We start from the raw sequence: 24,588 nt of genomic DNA on the forward strand, positions 1-24,588 counted from the left end.
TCCTGGGGTTTAGTTGCGTAAATTGGGGGTATTTATGTTAGTTTTATCTGAACTTACAAGGCTATATCGAGACAAGAGTAATGTACTATACGGAGTTTTCACGGTAAACGAAGTGAAAAGTTGGAATCTAGTTAATGTCAGTAATACAACCATACCGGAAACTATCGTTATTTGTTTTTCTAAAGTGTATGAATGTATCGAAGAAGTATATGAGTTTACTGAGCCTCAGTTAATGACTCCTATTCCCAATGTTAAAGGTGATGATCAATATATAGTCTTATTTATCGAACAGACCAATTACTTGCCACTTTATATTGAACAAGTTCTATTATCTATAACCCCTTTTGCGAAAATAATCGATGAAAATCTTAATACAAGTAAAAAATCCACAAAAATACTAAAAAAACATTTTCTGAGAGAGATTATAAATCGTACATTTAATCAACCGATACCAAATAATGAATGGGGTAAATTGTCTGAAGGTTTAATAAAATACATTAATATATTGATGGATACCTATCCCCACCTAGGTTATCTTCCGGTTGCCGCACGTATAAAATATAAGGAAGAATTCATTGGTGACCAATATTTCGCATGGGAATTGTACATTAAATATTTTTATGAAAAATGGATGTCTGATCCAAACAGAATCAATGTACCTGACTTGAATAAAACTTATTCTGCTGATTCCTGGCAAGGTAATTTCTTTGATCGTTCTAATCCATTGTGGCTAATATACTTAAAAGGGAAATCCAAAATAAATTTTACAATAGCCCAAAGATTAGAGATTTATTCGGTGTGGAGACAGTTTATTGAATGATCTAAAGCTATTGATTGTAATATGTAAATTATGGATAAACTAGTAAGAGAGTCGTCGATGACTCTCTTATTTTTTTTATTATAAAAGAGTAGTTCAATAAAACAAAATATGGTATCATAAAGAAAATCACGTAAAATCACGTAAGAAAGGGTGAGGAGATTGCAGTTTTATATTGGATGGTCCCATAGTGATGCTTTGTATTCAGATTACTTTTCAGACTGTCCTACACTTGTTAGTGCACTGCAAGATAACAAAGGAACGCTAAAAAGGTTTAATAACAAGCCGAATAAATTAATTATTGATTGTGGGTCTGTATTCTATGTTAAGCAACAACAAAGACCTTCACTAAAGCATGTATTTGAAATTCAACAGGCAATAATAGATGAATGTCCAATCTCAAGTCCAATAAAGCTAGTACATTTTGATGAACCTATGTTTAATAGATCAACATTATCTGATCAATATTTTGCTATGGAAAGAACTTTATATAACGCCTACGAATATTTAAAAGTCATATCAAACGTAAGATTATCTGGGAATGTTTCTGTAATGGGGGTAATTCAAGGTTTTGACAAAGCAAGCATTCAGTATTCCGCTTATGAGTTAAAAAAGATGGGATATACTTTTTTCGGTATAGGATCATTACTTTCAAAAAATCAAACTCAGCAAATAAAATTTATAAAATATGCAATAGAGGCAGTTGGCGCAGAAAATCTTCACGTATTTGGTGTGACAGGACTTCCTCAGATGGAAAGTATGGTGAGATTAGGGATTTCTTCTTTTGACTCTACCCGACCAACGATGGCAGCAGCTTATTATCAGGTGTTTTATAGCAACCCGTTTAGGACATATATTTTAAGTGCCTCGCGTGCCAAGCCACAATCTGAACGTCTTGGAGAACCATTAGATTGTGAGTGCCCAGTTTGTAAAGAGAATCCATATGATTTGTTTATTCCTTCGCCGCGGCAATATATGAGGTTAAGATCCATACATAACTATTATCACTTAATAAAAACACTGGACAGAATGAAAGAAGAAAAGAAGAGAGATGAGGTGGTTTAATATGCTATTTCAAATGTGCTACGGTCCTGAAATACGTACAATATTTGAGTGCATAAGCAGAGGTGAAGCACGGAGTTTACATGAGTTACGGACTTTAATGCAGTATAAAGAAGAGGGCGATATCTCTTCATTAATTGAGGGTGTCTTAGTGTTTCTAAAAGACATAGAGTTCGTTGAGCAAAGAGATCAAAAGTTCTTTTCATTAATACCAGTATGGAGTACATTGCAGGTTTTGAAAAAGTTTAAAGAAATAGCGGGACAAACTACTGAAGATTCGCTGAACTATGTTTACACAAACTTATTTGATCATTTATTTGTAAAACCGAATCGTATGTTTCTCGTCAACATACATTATCATGCCAACACTGGTTTCAATAAAACAATGGTTGGGCATGAAAAAATAAATGCTTGGAAACGTGTAATGGAATTCCTAGGAGTAGGTAGGCGCGTCTATTCGGGTTTTTATGCGCTACCACAACTGGATTTGATCAAGGAGATTATAAGGGAGGTTGGACCTTGGGAGGGAGCCCTTCATCCATTCTGTGAGAGGTACATTGACCCTATATTACCTTGTATTACATCGGACGGCAAAGTTTATAATGGTTTGTTATTTGGATTAGGAGCATTAAGTGAATCGAAATATTTGGACATAAGTCATAAACAAGATCTACCCTTTAAATCTTACGGACCTAAATTTGAGTGGAATTGGATAAAAATTGGAGAGGGTGAAAATAATGATTCCTTGCCTAAATAAAGAATCTCTTAAACTGCTAGTAGGAACAGCTGACGAAAGGTATTCATATTCACCAGAGTACTTCCGGGAGACGCATTTCCCACAAGTTCTACATAGATACCAAGGAAATTATTTAACTGCAGAAGTAACCGAATCGGAGTTCCTGGACGAGTTATCAACTATTGATACCAATGGTAATAGAGTATATCTAATATTTGGATCTACAGGTTCTGGTAAATCAGAATTATTATGTTGGGTTAGAGATCAATGGATTAATAAGGTGGGCGAACGTCCCGTTGTACGCATTTCTAGAAGTGAATTGAATCCTCAGGTATTAGTAAAGAAATGTTACGAAACATTTAAAATACCAATGGGGATACGTATTGATGAAAGTCAATGGGAGTTAATTAAAAAGAAACCCGTTACCTTAATTAATCAGATGGTGTGGTCAACTCTGGCAGATATTTTAGAGTCAGATGAAGAGATTGTACCTATAGCTCTACTATTAAGACATCAAATTGAGAAGAATATAATGCAATTCACGAAACAGGTTGAGAGTGGAAAAATAACAAAGCCATTAGAAGTTCTTTACCCAGAGCAGTTTCAAGAGTTAGTAGTAAATACAACAATTCATTTACCACTTGATTATGAAACCATAAGACAAGCATTGGCACGAAAACTAGACCATTTCTTATTTGAAGGCTGGGATATGGGTTCGCTGTTTAAACATCTATCAAAGGAGTTAGTTACGAGAAATGTTCGCCCGCTTTTATTGATAGATGATCTTGTTCAATCGGTTAACATATATGCTAATGATTTATTAGATCAATTAATAACTTTAGAAGAAGGTAACTGGGATGTAGTTATAGGTTTAACGCCGGGGTCGCTACTCGATTCAAACAGGGGGAGTGATCTTACTACGAGAATCCAAACCCTTGATACTATTGATGATCGAGTAAAGAAACTATGGCTTTCAGATGAAACAGGGAAAGCATTTTTTAACTTAGATCGAAATCAATCTGTTTCTTATATGACAAAATATATGCAGCAACTTAAGGCTAGCCAAGGCTTCAGTTGTTCTAATAAGTGCCCACATGCGAAGGACTGTAAAAATTTAGTGGTCACGAATAAAGAAGTAGTTGAAGAAACAGATATTGTATTACTTCCTTTCAACGGCGCTATGATTAGAAGAGTTTATGATGGTATCCCCATTGGGAAAGGGAAATTACGGTATATGATCCTTTACACAAAAGAGATTATACGTTTTTTTCATATAGGGGACCGAAATAGGCTTCAAAGGGTTCTACCATATATTGAAAGAGAAACTTTTGCAGAGAATGGTGATATATTCCTAAAGACAGTGGCTGAATGGATGGTAACAGAAAAAGAAGATTCAATTGTATTACCACGTGCTTTGTTAAAAAAATTCGGTTATCAACTACCTGATCAAACCATTCGATTGCAATCCCTTGGAGCGACGGCTGCAGCTGATGTAGATTATGAAAAAACTAAGGAACTAATTCAAACGGTAACGGTGGATCAACTCGTTGTTCGTGATTGGGTAGAAGGAAAAAAAATTAATATTGAATTGTTGGAACCAGTCCGGGCTGGGGTAGCTAGTCTGATCAACGATGTAACAAAAGCGACGAATCTATTAAGACCATTTACTCCAAGGACGAACTCAATCATTCAAAAGAGAGAAGTTTATAGAGGCTATAAATACCCCATAAGTTTCGAACCGGTAGGAAAGGCAAAAGATTCAAGTGTTTCTGTTAGAAGAGGTTTTGCGGCTCTTGAGATATCTAATTTCCAACAATTTAAACCGTCTGAGCGAGCAAAGAAATTTCAGAAGATTTCAGGAGAGTGGGACACAGCGTACTGGGTTTATCAATGTGACTTATTACATAAGGATTGGGAAAATAAATTGGAGTGTGAACTAGGACTAACATTGTCCGAATTCTCTTGCATGTTGAAGATCTGGGCAAATGAATGGTGTAAAATAAGTGAAGGCAGTTGGACAAGAATAAAATTTTCCCCATTCTCAAACGAGTTACAAGAGATCGCGGAACAGTTATATCTTGATTGGTTTTTACTGCGAGACAACATGATTGATCCATTAATGACTATCAAGCGTCTGGATTTTGAGATATGGCTAGACGGGCTAAAACATGGCAAGACTCTGGAGCAATATCAGATTGGCCCACACTTATCACTCTATACTTTTTTATTTAAGCTTAAAGAAGAATTTAAATCATATAAGGCAGCATTGTCGGTTGCCCTAAGAGATATATTGAAGGAAAGTACAGAACTATCTCTTTATCTAAAAACAACTGAAGATGGAGCATATAATCATCATGCTAACACATTGGACATGTTAAGGGGAAAACAAACATTAGAATTTGCTGATTTCATGTCGTACTATCAATTAAATAAACAGTTGGAACAAGCAGGTATCTATCAACAATTTCAAGTAGCCCAAGAGAATCATAAGATCATATCAGGTTGGTTAAATAATATCAATGATTTAAAAAACCAGATGATAATATTAGTATCGGATATTGAGGATACCAGGCCTAACTTAACTACAGAAACTACTGTATCATGGATACATAGTGAGGAAAGTGAATATCTATATATTCAATTAACTGGTGCTATGAATCGATGGAATCAATGTTTAACAGTGACGCCACGAGGCGTTGTTAAAGAAATTCTTAAATCAACAACTTGCTCAGCGAATGTAAGGATTGTACGGAAACAATGGGATGAGGTTTATACAATCGGCAAAATGTTATTGGGTGGAAGTTGTCCAGATGAAAATTTCATATTTCAATTACATGCATGGGAAACAATTGATTTTCACAAAATTAAGTCCGAAATAATGCAGTTGGACAAAAAAACTGCAGAAATATTGGATATTGTATCTAGAATATACGAAGATATGGGATGGTATGATGACTTAGGAGTACAGGTGGCTATATCCCGCATTAATAATTGCGCTGAACTTCGGCCATCCATAAGGAGACAATTAATTCAGTTGTTGGAGGGTGGTAGTAGTAGCCTTCCAAATATTCAATGGAAAAAATTAATTGAAGAAATGAAGATAAGATTTCCAAAAGTTTTTGAGGCAGTTGATATTAAATTGGTGGCTGGTAAGGAAAGATAAGGTAAATGTAAAATGCGAGTGAGTCATCTTTAGGATGGCTCTTTTTTACTTGTGGGGTAAATAAAGGAATAACTGAAGGGATCTCGATTCAGCAAGTGCTAAATTCGAGCCTAGGCTTTCAAAATGCAATAGGAAAATTTTGTTGACCTTATTCGACAAATTTGATACCTTTATACTAGATTTAACTAGACGATGTTTATCGCAATTATCGAATTGAATAAGGTATGACCATAAACTCTACAATTTCACTGTAGAGTTTTTTTTTCGGGTAGCCATCTACCTATGATGCATAATATGGGGATTTTGATCTATTCAAAATTGGGGGAATCTTTATGCCCAGAATATATGTAGGTTCGTTTGTAAAGGTGTCAACCAACTCGAGAGGGATAGGCAAATTGACCTCCCTATCTCCGGATAAAAAAATTGCGCAAGTCACTTATTTTCACTCTATACATAAGCAGGAAACGTTAACTTGCCCCGCAACGGATATCAAAGGTGTCGTGCTCGGACATCAAACCCGGTGTTATTATTACGTTGCCGAACAAGAATGTTGGGTGATGGGAAGGGCGCTCCGGATGGTCGATCAGGAATATGAGGTTGATTTCCCAGATCAGTATTCGAAATACATCCCCCAAAAAGATATATACGTCCGGTGCGAGGACTCCCTGCCCAACCCGACGGAGGTTATTTCCATATTAGGACAAGAAACTGCCTTTTTTCACGCCAGGCGTGCCATCTTTATGAAATCACTCATGGAACAGCGGGCTGCGGCCAAAGGCTTGACGGGACTCATCTCCTCCAATATTGCGCTGATGGCCCACCAGGTTGAAGTCGTACGGCGGGTACTTGAGGATCCGGTGCCGCGTTATTTGCTCGCCGACGAAGTAGGACTCGGAAAGACGATCGAGGCCGGCGTTATCCTCAGGCAAATGTTACTTGATGAGGCCGATCGGAAAGCGCTCGTGCTTGTACCAGCATTTCTGCTCGCACAGTGGGAAGGCGAGTTGACGTATCGCTGCCAGGTCGACCAGTTCCCAGGCCGCGTCCGATTCGCGGCCGTGGAAACGTTTGACTTCGGCCACGATGAGAACCCGGATATCGTCATTATCGACGAAGCGCATGAAGTCGCCAAGTTGGCATTTACCACGGAACCGGGTGCCAAACAAAAATACGAACGGATAAAAACGATTTGTCACCAGGCGTATGCACTTTTGTTGCTGTCAGCGACGCCTGTGCTCAACAACGAAAACGAGTTCTTGTCAATGCTGCACCTCCTTGATCCGGATAATTATAAACTAGACAAGTTGGATCTTTTCCGACGCAAAGTAACCTTCCGTCAGGATGTGGGAAAAAGTTTGCTCTCATTCCGGGAAGATACCAAACCTTTCTTGCTAAAGAGAGGCATCGCGAATCTGCGGAATTTGTTCGAACAAGACACGTTGTTGGAAGGGATGCTGCTGCAATTGGAGCAAGGCTTGGACCGGTTCGGAGAAGAGGAGAGGCGCGAACTTATCCGACGCATCCGGGTGCATATCTCCGAAACTTACCGTTTGCACCGCCGCATGTTAAGAAACCGTCGAGAGAACGTAGGGGATCTGCTCAGGCACAACCGGGGCGAACATCCAGTTATGGAGCAGTTCGATCTCGACGAGCGGACGGAATTGCTGCATCAATTGCTGGATGAATATAGGTACGAAGCGTGGGCATCAGAAAGGGATTTGTGGAATGACGAGCGTGCAACCGAATCGGCGCTATTTCATATCTGGCTTCTTCTTCTTGAAGCGGCGGGATGCGATGAAATTATATTCCGCGACGTTGTCAAGACGCGTCTCACGGAGAAAGCGGTACGAGGACTCGAGGACGTTTATTCGCACGATAAGCTCGGGTTATTGACGGATTCACCGCATTTCCCAGGGGAGTGGGAATTGCTGAACCGCATGCTGAATGTGTTCAAATACCCGAGCGAAGACGGGGATAAGCCGAAATTACTTCTTGGTATTGTAAAAGATATTCAGGAAAAAGCACGCAGAAACCACGAATCGCCGCAAAAAATCATTGTCTTCACGCAATTCGCCCGGGTATGTGCAGATCTCGCCGATTTTCTCGCCGATAGGCTCGGGAATGAGGTGGTCGGCGCCTACCACGCAGGTCTCGACAGGGAACAGATCGAGTCGGTGGCGGAGGCTTTCCGGAACAATCAAGACTTCCTTGTACTGGTGTGTGATAGCACTGGGGAAGTCGGGCGCAATTTTCAATTTACCGATCACATGATTCATTACGATCTGCCGCAATCACCCAACCGGTTGGAGCAGCGTATCGGCCGATTAGATCGGCTAGGACGGGATAAACCGTTCCGGATGACCGTCATGACGGGGCCCGACGCGACGGTAAACTTCCAATATGAATGGCATCTTTTGATGAAGAACGGGTTGGATATTTATCGCACCTCGATTTCTTCTCTGCAGTTTTTCGTTGACAAGCATATTCCGCTTATTTTGCGGAATTTATATATCAACGGTTTGCATGGACTTGAATCAGCCGCCATGGAACTCGGGGAGACAATCCGGCAGGAAAAAATAAAAATTGCCGAGCAACAAATCATTGACGAAATCGATGCCAGAGAAAGTCAGGCGTCGTCGTTCTTCGATCAACTGATCCGGTACGAAAGCCATCCAAAGAAAATTCAGACATCCATGGAACCGTGGATTTGTGAAGCCTTGAACTTCGAAAAGAGGGGAGGGGAATGCAACGGCCAATTTCTCTACAAGGCGACTGCTCGGACACTCGTTCCGACGGCGAATCTTCAAGTCTTGCACATGCAAATGGAAAACCCGGGTTGTTATGATCGGGCACAATCCGTTCAACTCAAGAAGAGCAAGATGTTCCGAATCGGCGAACCATTCTTTGACACGCTGAGCGATTATTTGCGCTGGGACGACCGGGGGCAAACGTATGCGATCTGGCGAAGAGTACCGGATTGGGACAAAGATCGTCATGATTGGTTAGGATTTTGCCTTCATTATATCGTGGAAGGCGATACGGAGCCGCTGAAACGGTTGCTTGTATCCCGCGGCGAGGGGCATAAACTGAAATCATACCGGAGGCTACTGGACAAGTTTTTCGAGCCGGCTTACGTGTCGGTACATCTCGACTACCGCGGAGAGGCCGCGGATCCGGCTTATTCCGAACTTCTGACGGCGCCTTATTTGGACGTCGACGACGGCGGCAACGATACGAACATCATTAAAGAGCGTCTCGGCGTGATCCGGGAACTATTTTCCTCTAAAGTATGGCAGAAGATTTGTATGCAATCTGGGGAAAAATCACGGGAGCACTTATATGCCGAACTCTCCTTTCAACAATTGTGCGCGGCCAATGCGGAGCGCGCCCGATCGCATATACAATATATGAAAACACAAATGGAACTGCGTAACAGTTACGAATGCAGATGGGGAAAGCAGGAAACGTTCGACGACACGTTTTATGCCGCTGTGCTGAAGGGGATCGAGCACCCAAACGTCTATTTGGACACGGCTGGATTAATCGTGCTATCGGCCAAACAACTGGGAAAGCAGAAGCGAAAAGGAGGGGGCGCATTTGAACGAATGGGATGAATTAAAACGCTGGTTGGAGCAGGACGGGGGCGATATTCCCGAAATTCAAAATCAGTATTTCCTCCGGTTCGCTTTGGCGGTTAGAAGTGGGGCGACAGGAAGTGATTTGGCGGCGCTCGTCCGGGGCATACTTCGCACGGAATCGGAGAGGAACAGTGGTCAGCGGATTGTGCTTCGAGTGCCCCGTAAGCCGCATTGGCCGACGCCGGAACTATATCGTGACGCCGGGGTTATCGTACTGGAAGAGAGTGAAGAAGCCTATCTCTTATACGCGGAGCGATGGGCACCATCCTGGTTGCCTCATTCCGCTGGGGAGGAACCAGATCGGCAACTCTTCGGCCTTATGCCGCGAACCCATCTGAAAGAAGTGCAGGGTGATCCGTTTTTGTCCGAGGCAGGCAAACGGGTTTACCGATGCGGCCCGCAGCGAGACGCGATGAGGACAATCTTGACGGCACCGGAAGACGCAACGATGCTCGTCAATCTCCCTACTGGCGCAGGAAAAAGCTTATGTGGTCAACTACCTGCTCTTATGCTGTCAAAGCAAGAAGGGGTCACCGTTGTTGTCGTGCCAACCGTAGCGTTGGCGCTTGATCAGGAACGGGCCCTCATGCCGCTAGTGGATCAGCCTACGGCGTATTTCTCCAGCGCTACGCGACATGCGGAGAATGAGGCGATTCGAGCCAAAATTGTGGATGGCACGCAGCGAATCGTGTTTACATCGCCGGAAAGTGTGCTGCAGTCATTGAATTTTCCACTTCAATTGGCGGCGCAGCGTGGGTATTTTAAAATGCTGGTGATCGACGAGGCCCACACGGTGGACGGCTGGGGAGAAAGTTTCCGCCCCGCGTTCCAGGAACTGGCCGGTTGGCGGAGGATGATGCTACGGAAAGCGATGGTACCATTCCGAACAATTCTGTTGTCGGCTACGGTGACCGAATCGTGCCTCGATACGTTGGAGACGCTCTTCGGTGGACCAGGCCAGTTTGAGGCATTTTCGGCTGTGTCGCTTAGGCCGGAACCGGCTTATTGGATCACGAAATGCGCGAGTGCGTCGGAGAAAACAAGACGACTGCTGGATGCCGTTCACCATTTGCCCCGCCCCTTGATCGTCTATACGACCGAAGTAAAGCACGCCATCGGCTTATGCGCCGAGTTACGGGATGCCGGGTACAAACGGATTTGCGCGTTCCACGGCGATACGAAACAGGACGAACGCGAAACGATCATCGATGACTGGCAGCACCGCCGTATTGATATCGTAGTCGCGACATCTGCATTCGGGCTTGGCGTCGACCAAGCGGAGGTACGGGCCGTCATCCATGCATGCGTTCCTGAGGGGATCGACCGATTTTACCAGGAAGTGGGTCGCGGTGGTCGGGACGGCAGGGCGTGCATATCGCTTATGCTTTACGATTACGACGACAGAGAGCTCGCACGAAAGATGAACGCGCCGATGTTAATCGGTGTGGAGAAAGGGCGTCCGCGCTGGCTACGGATGTTTGCAAACCGCCGGGCCATGTCCGGGGAGTTGGATATGCTGCGTTTGCCGGTAACGATATCGCCAGGTACGGAACCGGATCGGATCGACAGCCGAAACGATTACAACGAACAGTGGCATCTGCGTACATTAACGATGTTGTCGCGCATGGGCGTTCTTGAATTCGACTGGGAAGAGGTTGGGGAATCACAGCAATTCGGGAAGGATTCGGCAGACGAAAACTGGAGGATCGTACGCATGCTCCGGCACGATCACAGAGAAGATGCCTTCTGGGAAGAAGTGGAGCAGTTCCGTAAAGTGAGCAAACGTTCGAACCGCAGCGAGTTCGAGTTGATGGAACGTCTGCTAGCCGGTGAAGAATGTGTGGCGGCGCTATTCAAAGAGATATATTCGATACCCGGTCGTGAAGGCCAGGAGTCCCCCCGGCGCGAAGTTTTTGTAGCGGCGGCATGCGGCGGTTGTCCCGCGTGCAGGAAAGCCGACCGGAAGCCGGGTTTGCCGGCTTTAACTTCATACCCGCTGCAATGGCCCCCTGAAGATAAGATCACGGAGTTAATGAGACGCTATCTGGATTCAGTCCGCAACCAGTTGGTGCTATTCCGCGACCCCTGTATCGCCGGCTCGAATACGGTTCCGATGAGAGAGAAGCAGGCGATGCTGCGTACGATCCGCTGGTTTGCCAACCAGGGCATTGCCCATGTGGCAGCACCGGAACGATGGCTGCAGTGGATACAGGAAGATGACATCTTGTCCCGGCGGTACATGCTCTTCACAAGCGAAATCCGGGAATTCGCCCGGCTCGCAAGGTTAAAGTGGAAAATCCCGACGCTTGTCATCCACGAAAATAAGGAGGATGACAGCATCGTATTCCGCTGGATGGATACATCCGCGGCGCAGGAATATCCCGTTATATTCATAATCCCTGATGTGATGGAGCATCCGACGCGCCCGGGCCGCGTTCTAAGCGATACGCTCGGCATACGCTCGTATCGCTACGAAGCATTCAGACAGGAGGTCGGTTTATGAGTTTGTTGAAAAATGCTCAGGCTTCGCCGAGCCGAGTTTATGCGATATACAGGATGACGCTTCAAACGGCCGACCACCGTATCGGTGCGGACTCGCTGAGACGTCTCATTATGCCCCAGGCTTTCGCCGCTACGGATAGCAATGAAACAGACTTCGTCGGCGCCACCATACCCGAATTGGTTTCCCTCGGTCTTCTTGTCCCGGGAAAGGATGGGGCGTTGTCGGTTGCCGGCGGTCTGCAGCCCGAGTTGCTCGACGGCGAACGCGTGGATGCGGCATTGCCGCATACGATCAGGGAACTCGCGCTCTCTCTGGCTGATAGGGAGAACAACGTCAATGAAGATTTGGCGAAAATGATTGCCTGGTATATGTCGCAAAATCCATACAAGGCTCCAGGTAACTGGAAAGCTGTGGAGGAGGCCCTGTTTCGGCAACTGAAGACGAAAATGGATTGTACGAGCGATGTGCGGTATGGTCAGTTTGAAGATTGGATTCTTTACTTCGGCCTCGCTTCCCGCTTGCAGAAACTGTTAATCCCTGATCCGACGCGTGCGATCCGGCATTATTTGCCCCGGTTGTTCCATGACAAGCGTACGCACAATGTGGATACGGTCGTCAAGCGACTGTCCGACCTTTGTCCTGTATTTGAGTTAGGGCGATACCGCGAATGGATGAGGCAGCAATTCGGAGCGGAAACGCTGAAAGAAGGTCACTTATCACAGGTGACTTCTTTCGCCTGGCTACGTCTCCATGAGGAGAATGCGGTCCGTCTGCAAAAGAAGTCGGACGCCGACGTCTATTTGTTTACGGAGCATCAAGATACATACCGTTATTCGGAAATCACTTGGCTTGGAGAGGAGGAGGACCGTTGATCCCGCAAGTTTGCTGGCAAACAGAACAGATCCACAAAGTGATGGATACGGATGCGTTGCATGTTCAGCGGCATATGTTTTTGGCAACGCACCATCCGATCCGGATGTATAAACAAACGGCCGGTATGAAAGTGCAGGAGCGAGGAACCCCTTACGACGAAGCGGCCTTTCTGCGCGATTTTATGATGAAGAAGGAACATATTTTTGTGCCAATTTTGGGGGAATCGGGGACAGGGAAGTCGCATTTGGTTCGCTGGTTGGATGCCCGAATTGACAAGACAGGCCGGAAAGTGCTGCTAATTCCGAGGTTGACGAATCTGAAAGAAATAATTCTGATGATGCTCGAAGGGCTTGAGGAACCGGTATTCGAAGAATTCCGACAGCGGGTCCGGCATTCCGTGGGGAACGTGTCATTTTCCCAGGCGAAAGAGATGCTTCACAACAACATAACGCTCGCAATCGGACCTAACGGCAATCATTCCGTGGAGCGTTTGAACGATTACGAGATTCACTTGATGGAAAATTTGCCACATTTGTTCCGGGATCCAGCGCTTTTTCAAGTATGGTTCAAGGAAGGCGGCGTAATCCATCAGTTAGCGGAGCACATCGTCGGCGGGAACGGCGGACGGTTAAATGAACGAAGAGAATTTTCCGTCGAAGATTTGCCGCTTAATCTGACATTTATCGATCGGGCGAGCCAGGATACCATCTCTATCTATTCGGACCTTGTGGGCGATTATGAACTGCAGCAGATGGCGGTCGATTGGATCAACCGCAATCTCGATCAGGCGATTTCAGCCATGCTGAGCTTGTCCAGCACGGATTTGGTCAAGTTGATGAACCAAGTACGCACCGCGCTCGCTCGCAAAGGGATCGAACTGGTGCTGTTGATCGAAGACTTTACCGTTCTGCAAGGTATTGATTATCAGTTGCTGGACGCGCTTATTTACAAGCCTGCGGACGATACCGGCGGCGAACGGCTTTGCGATATGCGCGTCGCTCTCGGATGTACTACCGGTTATTTCAAGCGATTCGAGGATACCGTACTCACCCGTATTGACTTTCGCGTGACGCTAGACGTAGGCGAGGAGCTCGTGCCTGCGGAGGAAATGGAACGGTTCGCAGCCAAATATTTGAATGCAATCCGCATGCCGGAAGACCGGATCCGTCAATGGTTTGCCGAGGAAGAGGCGGGTAAACCACTGCGATCGGCTTGCGCTGAACTCGAGTGTCCTTTCATGCACCAATGTCACGAGGCGTTCGGGCAGGTGGACGGGATCGGGCTTTACCCGTTTAACAGGACGGCTATTCGTACAATGTATAACCGGAGCACGAAAGAGGATAATTTTAATCCCCGCTTGATGATCAGTAAAGTGCTTCGGCATATAACAGAAAATTATTCAGATTCGATTCGGGAAGGCCAGTTCCCGTCGCCTGCTTTGTTTGAGCACTTCGGTGGAAAAACGGCCAACCGATTGACGACGATGGCGAAAAATGAAATTGATCGAAGAGACCCAGTTGACAGCGACCGCCGTAATGCGCTTATCGAAATGTGGACTGATGAATATGAGGTCGTCGATCTGCACCCGTTCGTGCACGAAAGCTTTCAGTTGCTGCCGCTGAATGCGCGAGTTGCCGACCCGAAGGGGGGCGGAGCGGGAAAAAGTACGGTTAGCGATGCAGATGCAGGAAGTGGTACGGGTACGAGCGTAGGGGCAGAGGCGGGCGAGCGTACCGAAACAGGTACGGATACAAACTCTGCTGACCCGCCGAAGCCGCCGGTAAAGTCGGTACCGCAGGTCGAACAGTTACCGACTAATGTCGAGCAGTTGTTGCGAGTCATCGACGTTTGGGTGAACGAGGGCATGATCAGTCAAAATCATACCCAGGATCTGCGTAACATATTGTTCGACGCCTTGAACGATTATATCCAGTGGGATAGCGAGCGGTTGAACTTGAGATGGTTTATAGATTCGGGGCTATGGAAAAAAACAAACATCAATTTCGTCTCGCAATCGACCCAGCAAAGCACAGGACCGATTCAACTCACGCTTCCCGAGCGGGAGAGCCAATGGAAAGATACGGCGCTTGCGCTGCAAGGACTGATTTATTTCAATTATTATAAACATTGGGAATTCCGGCAAGGCCCTCGGTTTATGAGATTTGCCGCCCGGTATCTCGAGAAGTGGAGCATTTCTGTTCTCGAACAACTGCGTAACATCCCGTTGGCGGACGGCGCTTGGAATCCGCTGCCTTCCGCCATTGAAGTGCTTGCCGTCACAGCGGTGATGGGCGGACTGGTTGAAGATGGTTCTCCGGAATCGCTAACGACGGCATTGTTTAGCCCAATTGCCGAAAAAGGCGGAAAACGCGCTAGCGAGTGGGAGAAATTGTTCGGATTTCTCGTACAGCATAGGGAAGAAATCATGAAAATTGCGACGTCCCGGTTGGCGATAATGAAAGGGGGCGGCGGTAGTCGGATCCGATTAATCGATGCCTCCCAAGCTATGGAACAGTTAACCATTCTCCGCTTGGATCAGTTAACTCCGCCGCCGGAAGATAAAGTGAGCACGTTTGATAAATTGGTCAGATGTGCGGAGTTGCTGCACAAAGAAGCGGTGAAGGCTGTCGAAGCGGAACAGAGCGACAAAACGGATTGGGCTGAACGCATGAAACAGGCTCTCGGGGATAGGCTTGATGCCAAAGAGGCGGCACAACTGGTCAAGAAAGCTTATCAATGCGCGATAACTTCCGCTTCGCTTCGCGAGGACGAGGCGAAAATTAAGGCAGCCGTCACCAGCCTTGAGAGCCGCCCGATCAAGACGCTGGTCAAGAGCATACAAGGGCTCGCGGGCAAAAAACAGCTGGAAGCGGCTGTAGAACTCGGGCGGCTTCCTACAGGCCATATTGCGGAAGTTGAGAAGAGCGTCGGTGTTCTGGATTCGTTCCTCGATCAATCGACCAGGAAGATCGAAGCGGATTTAAGAGATTTGCAGGCTACCGAGGCTATTAAAGAGCTCGAACAGGTGAAAAACGAAATTGAAGGTCAACTCGGTCTCATTGCGAAAGGGTTGGCTTCCATCCGAGGGGAGGGCTCCCATGCTGGCGATTAAAGCATCACGATTTATCGAGTTCGTGAACACGGCGAAAAGGTTAGAGTCGGAAAAAGATTTGCTGAAGTTGTTTCGTTCCCGTCAATCGATGCTACAAGAGATCGTTACTGCGCTTGCCGGTGTTTGCGACAGTTACATGGCGATGAAGGAGGCGGGCATCGATTGCCCGAATTTGAGCAGCACGATTGGCCCGGCTGCGGTAATGGTGGGCATCAAGATGGATTTATTTAAGGAAAAGCCAGAGTGGATATTGGATACGCAGGAATTCCAGTCGTTTCAACGAACGATGAAAAGCGTCTTCGACACGGTGAATAAAAGTTTGCTGGAAGTATGGAAGGCGCATGTGCAAAACTCGCTTCCGCTCATTCAACAAGAGACGTTGGCGATATTTCAGAAAATATCGAGCTTTCAAAGCGACATCGATAAGATGAAACAGCATATGCAAGCGATTCAGTTGTTATCGGCCCGTTTGCCGATGTCGGTTAATGAAACGAATCTGCTGAAGGAGCGTGCGAACGAATTGCACGCTTTATGGAAAAAGTTCGGACAAGGCAACGTTCCGGACGAAGTGCTTCATTTCCTTAAACTGGCGGGCAGTTCAAGCGGAGCGCCGATGCGCCTATGGACCGCGGCAGTTGCTGAATGGCTTAACGAACAAGGCATTGCGAACCATTGCACAATTCGGATTTAGAAAAGAGGGAATGCCTTGAAAGATTGGAAGCAGCTTTTTCTCAATGAACTCGAAGAGCACGAGGCCAAATATTTATCTTGGGGCTATGTTGAAGGTTCGTTTACCGATGAAGAACTGGATCGGTTGGCAGCAGATTTCATTGACCGCCATCAGGTCGAAGATACGACCGCCGAGGAATTGAAAAACGGCTTACTCGAGGAATGGATGATTGCCGCACTTCCATTAAGAAGGGAAGAGGTGTGGCGTACAAGAATGGCCGAAACCGTCCGTCTCATGGCGCGGTTGCGCCAATGGTTTCCTTCAAAATCGTGGCAAGCATCACCGACGCTTGTTTCCGATTTTCGCTTTCACCAAAGCACCCGTGTATATCCCGAACGGTATATCGACGGGCCGTCACTACTCCAAGCAGCGGATAACGTTCTCGGGCAGTACGAACGAGATACGCTCGAGACGTTCATCGAAGGTAAAGGCGACAAGTTTCGTCTATCCGAATTTCAATTCGACGCAACGATAAGGATGTTTCGGGATTTGCGGGAAGAGAGATCTCGTGGGTTTATCGTGACGGCCGGAACAGGTACGGGGAAGACGCTATCGTTTTATTTACCTGCACTTACATGGATTGCATCAAGGATTGACGCTGTACGCTGGATAAAGGCCGTCGCACTGTACCCCCGAAACGAACTGCTTAAGGACCAGTTTATGGATACGCTAATCGAAGTGCGACAACTGAACCGGATCCTGCCACTCGAACGCCCAATATCGATCGGGGTAGTATTCGGGGATACGCCGAATACGAAGGAAAGAGTCTCGGAAAGATGGAAAAAAGGGCCGTTCGGCTACGTCTGTCCTTTCCTGAAATGTCCAGAGTGCAAATCAGAGCTCGTCTGGTCGGGCGACGACCTGACTGTCGGCCGTGAACGTCTCGTCTGCGTCAAACGAGGGTGCGATACGGTGATCGAAGGTGACGTGATGCCGCTTACCCGCTCATCGATGCGGAAACAGCCGCCTGATATTATGTTTACGACGACAGAAATGATGAACCGGTATACTAGCGATCATAATTACGGCTCGTTAATCGGCTTACGGACAGAGCGTCCGCCTCGCATTGTGCTACTAGACGAGGTTCACACATACACCGGTACGCACGGCGCGCAAGTAGCGCTATTACTCCGAAGATGGCACCACGCATTGGGTAAGCCACCGCTTCATATGACCGGTCTATCAGCAACGCTGCGGGATGCCGGCGATTTTTTTAGTCAGTTGACCGGACTGCCACGCGGCGATGTAGCAGAAATTGATGCTGCGAACGGAAAGATGGAGTCGAAGGGGAAAGAGTATCATCTCATACTGCGCGGAGACCCCGCAGCGGGTACTTCCCTGCTTTCGACGACGATTCAGGCGTCGATGCTGCTACGGCGCATGCTCGATCCTGGCAGTGCCTTGGCGGAAGAGCAAGTGACCGCTTATGGTTCGAAGTTGTTTGTATTTACAGACGACCTCGATGTGACGAATCGGTTGTTCCACACATTGCTTGACGCGGAAGGTAGAAACAACAAGACGCTGGCCAAACTGCTTGATCGTGAACCGCTCGCCGCGCTGCGGAGCCATTTTACCGCTGGAGCCGCACAGCGTATGTTGCACGGGCAGTCATGGTTTTTCCCAGAAAGTATCGGTCACGATCTGCAGCAATCACTTCATATTGGACGGACGAGCTCGCAGGACGCCGGAGTCGATGTAAAAGCGGAAGTGATCGTCTCATCGCCGTCACTTGAAGTTGGATTTAATGACAAACGGGTTGGTGCAGTGATTCAGCATAAGGCACCTCGGGATCTTGCAGCGTTTTTACAGCGTAAAGGACGAGCGGGTCGCGACCCGATGATGCGGCCGTGGATGGTGACGATTCTATCAGATTACGGTCGGGACCGGTTTATGTATCAAAGTTACGATACGCTGTTTCAACCTGTGCTCGAACGGCAGGCGTTGCCAATTATGAATCGATACGTACTTCGTATCCAGGCGGTATTCGCTTTTATGGATTGGGCTTCCTATGAGTTGGGACAGCAGAGGGTCAATGCTGGAAGTTTGTGGTACATGTTCGCACAGCCTACCGGCGGGGATTCCACGCAGAAGGGGGAAGTCATCAGGCTGATCAAACGCATCCTGGAAGAGCAGTCAGTCCGTTTCCGGATGGAGAGTTATATCCGGCAGGCGTTAAATTGTTCGGTGGAAAACATGCACGCTCTTATGTGGGAGCCACCTCGGTCCTTGATTCTAGAAGTACTACCGACGCTGCTCCGGCGTCTTCAATCGGACTGGGGCACAATGGATGGCAGTGGTGGCTCGAAAGAAATGTACACGCCGAATCATCCGTTACCGGAATTTGTGCCTGCGAATCTGTTCAGCGATTTGAGTCTACCAGAAGTTAAAGTGGTGTTGCCGCCATTGCCGAACGCTACCCGTTTGGATGAAGCGATGGATATATTGCAGGCGCTAAACACGTTCGCACCGGGGCGGGTTTCACGGCGATTCGGTGTGTCGCACGGCGCGGAAAGCCATTGGATTGCGCCACCGTCGCTGCTGCCAGGCCTGGAACCGCAGGAGTTATTAATTTCGGAATTTTGCCAGTTTGATGAGTACCGTCATCTCGGCCGATTCCAGTATGTGGATAAAGGTACTATAATCGAATTGCCTGTTGTACGGCCTTGGAAAATCAGGCCGAAACAATCCGATCGGTCGGTTGATACGAAATCAAACGCCCGCCTTATATGGAAAAGCCAATTGTTCCCGGCTTCGGAGGCCGTGACGGGTTCGGAATATGGTTTGGAGGCTGACATTCCAAAAGGTTCCAGATGGGCGTCCGTCATCGGCGGAGTCCGTTTCTTCACCCACGACACGTATAGCGCGGTTATCGTAAGACGGTTCGCCATCGGTTCGGAGTCCTCGGTACGGCTCGTCAATCAAACGGATCCGGTTGAATTGTCCGTAAGGTTCGTACTTGAGCCCGGCCAATCTGCGGCATTAGGGTTTATTCAGCAGGTGGACGGCATCAGGTTTACTCTACATCAGATTCCGGTACGCATCCTATCGATTGACGACCCGAATGAAGCGAAGTTACGGTCCTTCCGATCGCTTTATTTTCAACAAATAGTCATGAAGGATGAGGCGTTGAGCGAGATCGGCAACTCATTTGTGCTTGAGCGGATGGCGGAAATTTATTTATCGGCGCTTCTCCATACTTCTCTGGTGAACGGATGTACACTTGAGGAAGCGTGCGAAACAATTCACGATCATTCGTTTCCTTCTGTCATGAACGACGTGATGAACGTTGTGTTTCAGGTTCTGACAAGCTCAGATGAGTCGGAAATAGAGGAGGAGGCACAGTATCAGCGGACACATCTTAAGTTAATCGGTTTATTTGAGACGCCTCTCGTTGCCGAACGTTTGCGGGCACTCGCGGCCGTGCTTTGGGAAGAGCCCGATGGACAGTGGCATGACTGGGCACGCGAACGCTGGGTGGCCACGCTCGGAGAAGCTCTATTGCAAGCATGTATTGAAATGGCGGGATCGCATCGCAACGGCGAACTTCTACTCGATATCGGGGGCGGCCCGCGGAAACAAGCGGACGGTACGTGTGCGGATGTGGCCGATGAAATATGGATCACTGAAACGATCGAGGGTGGAAGCGGAATTATTGAGGAAATCGCGAAAAGCTACCAGCAAGATCCCCGCCGGTTTTACCGACTCCTAGAGAGTGCTTTGGCGCCGTCCGACGCAGAAATCGTACACAGCGAGTTGTCCCGCATCCTGGAGCACATACAGGCCGATCCGTCGCTCCACGATGCGATCAATCGGTTCCGGAACTCAAGCGGATACCGGGAAACGAATGCAACGATCGAACGAGTCAAGGATCGGTTGAACGATCTCGGCATTCTCGCCACGTTGCCGGTTATGAACGGGTTGTTTAACCGCCTTCTACGTCCCGGCAGCAATCCTGATACCGATGGGTTTCTGTTTGATCTGTTTCAAACGTGGAAACGGGAAGAATCCCGACTTGGAATCGAAATGGACGCACGCGTGTTTGCTTACGTCTTCAGTGCGGACGTTCGCAAGTCTGCCAATTTTCAAGCTGCGCTTCAACACATTGATCCGCGGGCACTGGATGATTTGAATTGGCGGTTCAATGTCATTTACGGCATGATCTGGCCGCAGGGCTCTCAAATCCGACGCCGAGCACTGGAGTCGTACAATCCTTTTGCCAGTCGTGTGCCGACGGATCGAGAGCTTGTCCTTGGCGCCATGCAGTTACATCACCAGGTTTCGTATCCGGATTTAGGGTGGAAAGAACGCATGACGAGCATGCTCATTGACTATGGTTCTGTTCAACTCATAGTTCCAGAGGGAAAAAAATTAGAAATCAGCGATATCATTGTCAGTTTGACCGCGGAACCGCTCGATCTCGGCTATTTGCACGTTTATCCGCGGGTTGAGGGGATCACGAGAGAGCGCGGCTTTTACGCTCTAAACATAGAAATCCGGGAGGCGCTGCAATGACTCGTTACATTTACACAAACTCTGCTTCCCGGGAATTACCGGATCTGCTACAAAGTGTGTTGGCTGCCGAATTGATCCGGCCGAGCCGCCGCCTTTTTCTTGCCTCCCCTTGGGTGTCCGATATTTCGGTCATACGTAACCGTTCGAATGAGTTTTTGCTGCTTGAACCACAATGGGCGCGAAAAGACATTACGTTCTCCGATGTCATTGCCCATGTGATAGAACGGGGCACGGAATTTTTTCTGGAAACCCGGAGACTCGATCATAATGAAGAGTTTGTCAAATCTATCCAACAAAAGACGTCCAAGTCATTCGATGTGCGGTATAATGCGGTTCTTCACGGTAAAGGATTGCTCGGGGACTCCTATTTTATAAGTGGTTCGATGAATTTCACTTACAATGGAATAACGACATACGAAGAGTTTCTTCAGTATACAGCGGATCCCGCTGAAGTGGCTGAGAACCGGATCGTCTGGAGCAGATGGTGGGGAAAGGGGGATACGGAGTGATGACACCCGATGTAAGGTACTTCCTAGAACACTTCTTCGCAAGCCCTAACCTGATTACCTGGGATCGAATTGAATCAGGGGCGCTTGGCAAGGTTTACCCATATATATCTAGACTTGAAGGCAACCGGCCTTCCCCCACGGTGCTGCCATTCATGGAGCGCGACAAAACGTTTACCTGGTATGCCCTCGCGTTTGACGAAACATCGTTCATTCAACTGCGGGAGCAGATCCGATCATTTATCGGACCGACTTACAGTGACTTCGGCGGCTATCGTCTCAGCGGGGCACCTCATGCAGCGGACCTGATCGCCGAATCGTTTACTCAGGGACATTATTTTACCTTTCGCGGCGATGACAACATGATCGGCGAGAAAATTCAACTGATGTTCATGCTGTTGGAGGGGCGGCCGGAGCGTCGTGCTCGTATTCCCCAGGATCCGTTCCAATTGCTCCGCAGCTTTGAGCTAGCGCTGCAAGCGCGAGATATTGAAAGTGCCGAAACGCAAATCAGTTTATTGGAACGTTACCGCCTGGTAGATCCGCGGAATGTTTTGTTCATGCGCATAGACATGCTGGCTCGCTTTGAACGCTGGCACGATATTGTGACCCACCCGCAAATGGAAGATTTGCTTAAGGCATCTCGTCCTTCCCGCATTACGGAAGGGTTAATTCGCGCCGTTTATGCGGTTTACTTGAAAGAACACAGGCACGACCCGCTGGCGCTGAAAACCGCATTTTCACAAGCGGTATGGCCGCAATACCAGTCGCTTTACCGTGTACGCGGGTCGCTTTCGCACCCGGAGACACTGATCAGTTTCATGTTGCGCGCGGTCACCCCGGACACTCCGCAGCCAGAATTGCAAAGCGAATTGCTCGCTGCCGGTATAGGTACCGAAACGGAACAACTGTTAAGGTCACTTGCCGGTTCGGCGGGAGCATGTGGCGACTCAACTGGATCCGGACCTGCAGTGCATTCGCTGGAAGAGGCCAAAGCTCTCGCCGATCAAGGCCGGTTTGAAGATGCTTTCGCGATCGTTTCCGGGCTATCCGCTTCGAAAGAGCAATATCAGTTAATGCTATTGTGTGCGTTTGAAATTCAGGATCTGAAGATCGATAAGCAGGTTGCGGATTCGGTTTCGCACTTGAGCGAAAGCGAGTGGCGAACGATATTGACCAGCAGACAACTCCGCGTCTGCTACGAGTATTTGGTACCACATCTGCGTACCGGCCCCGGTAGGGACGTTTCCTCCTCAATGCCCGGCAACTGGAACGAATGGTTCAGTCGGCTTACCAGTCTGGATCCCTACGTTGCGATTGATCTGGCGAAACGCGGAGCCGACGAGTGGACACGCGACGGTTTTCTCAATAACGGTACGGAAATCGAACGGCTTCTCGTCCATCTACGGAATGATGATACGACAGTAGGAAGTGAAGTGCTGAATGTATCGCTGCCCTATTTACTTCGCTATTTCGTGGGTGATCCGAAGTGGCCACGTCCGGAGTTGAAGCCGGTGTATTTCGAACTCTACCAACTATTCTTATCTCATATGCACGGCATTCGCGATGAAATGAAGATTGCAGCTGACTGGTCCGATGTGCTGCTCGATTTGGGGCTCTCCCTGATTGAATACCGCCAGTTGTTTAGTGAACTCACGGAAGGGTGGCACAAATTTGCGTCAACGGAATTTTTGCAAGTGCTGTTTCCGTTTTTGCAGAAAGCCGGAGAAAGGCCTTGTCCGGATTTGCTCCCATGCCTGCGGTTGATTCACCGGATTCGTATGCGTCTGTCGGGACGGTCCGTTCTGGCGGATCCGATATGGCTCGACATCGAGAACCGGCTCATCCCGAAGGAGTGGGAAATATGGTATCGCATTCTGTTTGAAGCGGAAGAAGATTATCAGTTTCTGACGGACTGGCTGGACCGGCTCGAAGAGAGCTACGATAATTGGACACCGACGGCGATTCGGCACATTAACGAATGGCTGACGCAATGGGTAATAGAAGAACCGGAAGCCGCTAAAAAAGGTATGTTGGTACGATCGCTTTCTCCTTTTGTCCGGTATGTCACGCACGATCCGGACTTTCCGGAAGGAAGCGAAACGGAATTTTACGAAAATTTGGCCGACACCGTCCGGATGTTCGCCAGCAAAAACGAACATACGTTGCAGGACTTATTGAGGCTTCTCGACGGTTTGCTGAGGAAAAAGCCCGAGGCGACAGATACACAGTGGCGGAATACGAGGGACTGGATGACGTTTCAACCTATCCCCAATCTACTGTCTGTCGCGTTTGACTGTATGGAACTGTTTCACGATTATGGCGTGCCCGGCATGGAGATTAAACCCGTGTGGGACAAGTGGGTCGGCAAACTGTACGACAAGATGGATGAACATACGAATTGGCTGTTGCCGTTTCTGATCGAACTCGGTGAAGCGGTGACTGGCGACTACATGATCCTGCAGCAACTTAAGCGGCATATGAACCGCAGAGAGGAGGACTCCGACGATCCGCTTAAGAATCTTCCGCAAATGACGATAACGATTTTCTCATGCAGGGAGAAGGCCGCACGCCGTGCCGCCGAACAGATCATGCGCCGCAACGGGCGGCTGAAAACCCGCGTCTGTACACATGACCGAGCCACCGAACAGACGACGGCTTACGCGCGACAGTCGGACTTATCCATTGTCGTCACGGTGTGTATTTCTCATGCGCTGACGTACGGTATCCGGGATCAACTGCGTGCAGAGCCTATTTATCCGCGAAGTTCGGGGGAGGCTGGTATTCTCGAGCGGTTTGAGGCGTACGCCAAGGAGAAGATGTCTTCGTAACATGGAACTGTTCTTATTATGTTCCTATTTCCAATAGAGTGTATATATGGTATTATTCATTTAGGCCTTTGGGAGCACTCTGCCCAAAGGCCTTTTTCTTGGCCA

12 protein-coding genes are annotated in these 24,588 nt (G+C 47.8%); all 12 read left to right on the forward strand.

Annotated elements, in window-relative coordinates:
* Positions 1-34: 34 nt before the first annotated feature.
* Positions 35-820, forward strand: a complete 786-nt coding sequence (locus tag AC0LWM_RS13650) for a hypothetical protein (protein ID WP_474675501.1) — start codon at positions 35-37, stop codon at positions 818-820.
* Between the two features lie 159 nt (positions 821-979).
* Positions 980-1,882 carry a queuine tRNA-ribosyltransferase gene (locus AC0LWM_RS13655; protein ID WP_474675502.1) on the forward strand — a complete coding sequence of 301 codons (903 nt, stop codon included), beginning with the start codon at positions 980-982 and terminating at the stop codon, positions 1,880-1,882.
* Positions 1,883-1,979: 97 nt separating this feature from the next.
* Positions 1,980-2,636 carry a hypothetical protein gene (locus tag AC0LWM_RS13660; RefSeq protein WP_474675503.1) on the forward strand — a complete coding sequence of 219 codons (657 nt, stop codon included), beginning with the start codon at positions 1,980-1,982 and terminating at the stop codon, positions 2,634-2,636.
* Positions 2,608-5,778: a hypothetical protein gene (locus tag AC0LWM_RS13665; RefSeq protein WP_474675504.1), complete on the forward strand. Its 3,171-nt coding sequence runs from the start codon at positions 2,608-2,610 to the stop codon at positions 5,776-5,778. Before AC0LWM_RS13660 ends, AC0LWM_RS13665 begins: the two co-directional genes overlap by 29 nt.
* A gap of 332 nt (positions 5,779-6,110) precedes the next feature.
* Entirely contained in the window at positions 6,111-9,392 is a 3,282-nt protein-coding gene (dpdE, locus tag AC0LWM_RS13670) for a protein DpdE (RefSeq protein WP_474675505.1), read from the forward strand.
* Positions 9,376-11,919 carry a protein DpdF gene (gene dpdF / locus AC0LWM_RS13675; RefSeq protein WP_474675506.1) on the forward strand — a complete coding sequence of 848 codons (2,544 nt, stop codon included), beginning with the start codon at positions 9,376-9,378 and terminating at the stop codon, positions 11,917-11,919. Before dpdE ends, dpdF begins: the two co-directional genes overlap by 17 nt.
* On the forward strand, positions 11,916-12,791 hold the full coding sequence (gene dpdG, locus AC0LWM_RS13680) for a protein DpdG (RefSeq protein ID WP_474675507.1): 876 nt from the start codon (positions 11,916-11,918) through the stop codon (positions 12,789-12,791). Before dpdF ends, dpdG begins: the two co-directional genes overlap by 4 nt.
* Positions 12,788-15,904, forward strand: a complete 3,117-nt coding sequence (gene dpdH, locus AC0LWM_RS13685; protein ID WP_474675508.1) for a protein DpdH — start codon at positions 12,788-12,790, stop codon at positions 15,902-15,904. The genes dpdG and dpdH overlap by 4 nt, the downstream gene beginning before the upstream one ends.
* Positions 15,891-16,595, forward strand: coding sequence for a hypothetical protein (locus AC0LWM_RS13690; protein ID WP_474675509.1), 705 nt, complete (start codon positions 15,891-15,893; stop codon positions 16,593-16,595). The genes dpdH and AC0LWM_RS13690 overlap by 14 nt, the downstream gene beginning before the upstream one ends.
* 15 nt (positions 16,596-16,610) lie before the next feature.
* A complete protein-coding gene (dpdJ, locus tag AC0LWM_RS13695; RefSeq protein ID WP_474675510.1) occupies positions 16,611-21,146 on the forward strand; it encodes a protein DpdJ in 4,536 nt (1,511 codons plus the stop codon).
* Positions 21,143-21,655, forward strand: a complete 513-nt coding sequence (dpdK, locus tag AC0LWM_RS13700; protein ID WP_474675511.1) for a phospholipase D-like domain-containing protein DpdK — start codon at positions 21,143-21,145, stop codon at positions 21,653-21,655. Before dpdJ ends, dpdK begins: the two co-directional genes overlap by 4 nt.
* Positions 21,655-24,483 carry a hypothetical protein gene (locus AC0LWM_RS13705; RefSeq protein ID WP_474675512.1) on the forward strand — a complete coding sequence of 943 codons (2,829 nt, stop codon included), beginning with the start codon at positions 21,655-21,657 and terminating at the stop codon, positions 24,481-24,483. The genes dpdK and AC0LWM_RS13705 overlap by 1 nt, the downstream gene beginning before the upstream one ends.
* Positions 24,484-24,588 lie beyond the last annotated feature (105 nt).

This window comes from Paenibacillus sp. sgz302148 (genome assembly GCF_056120465.1).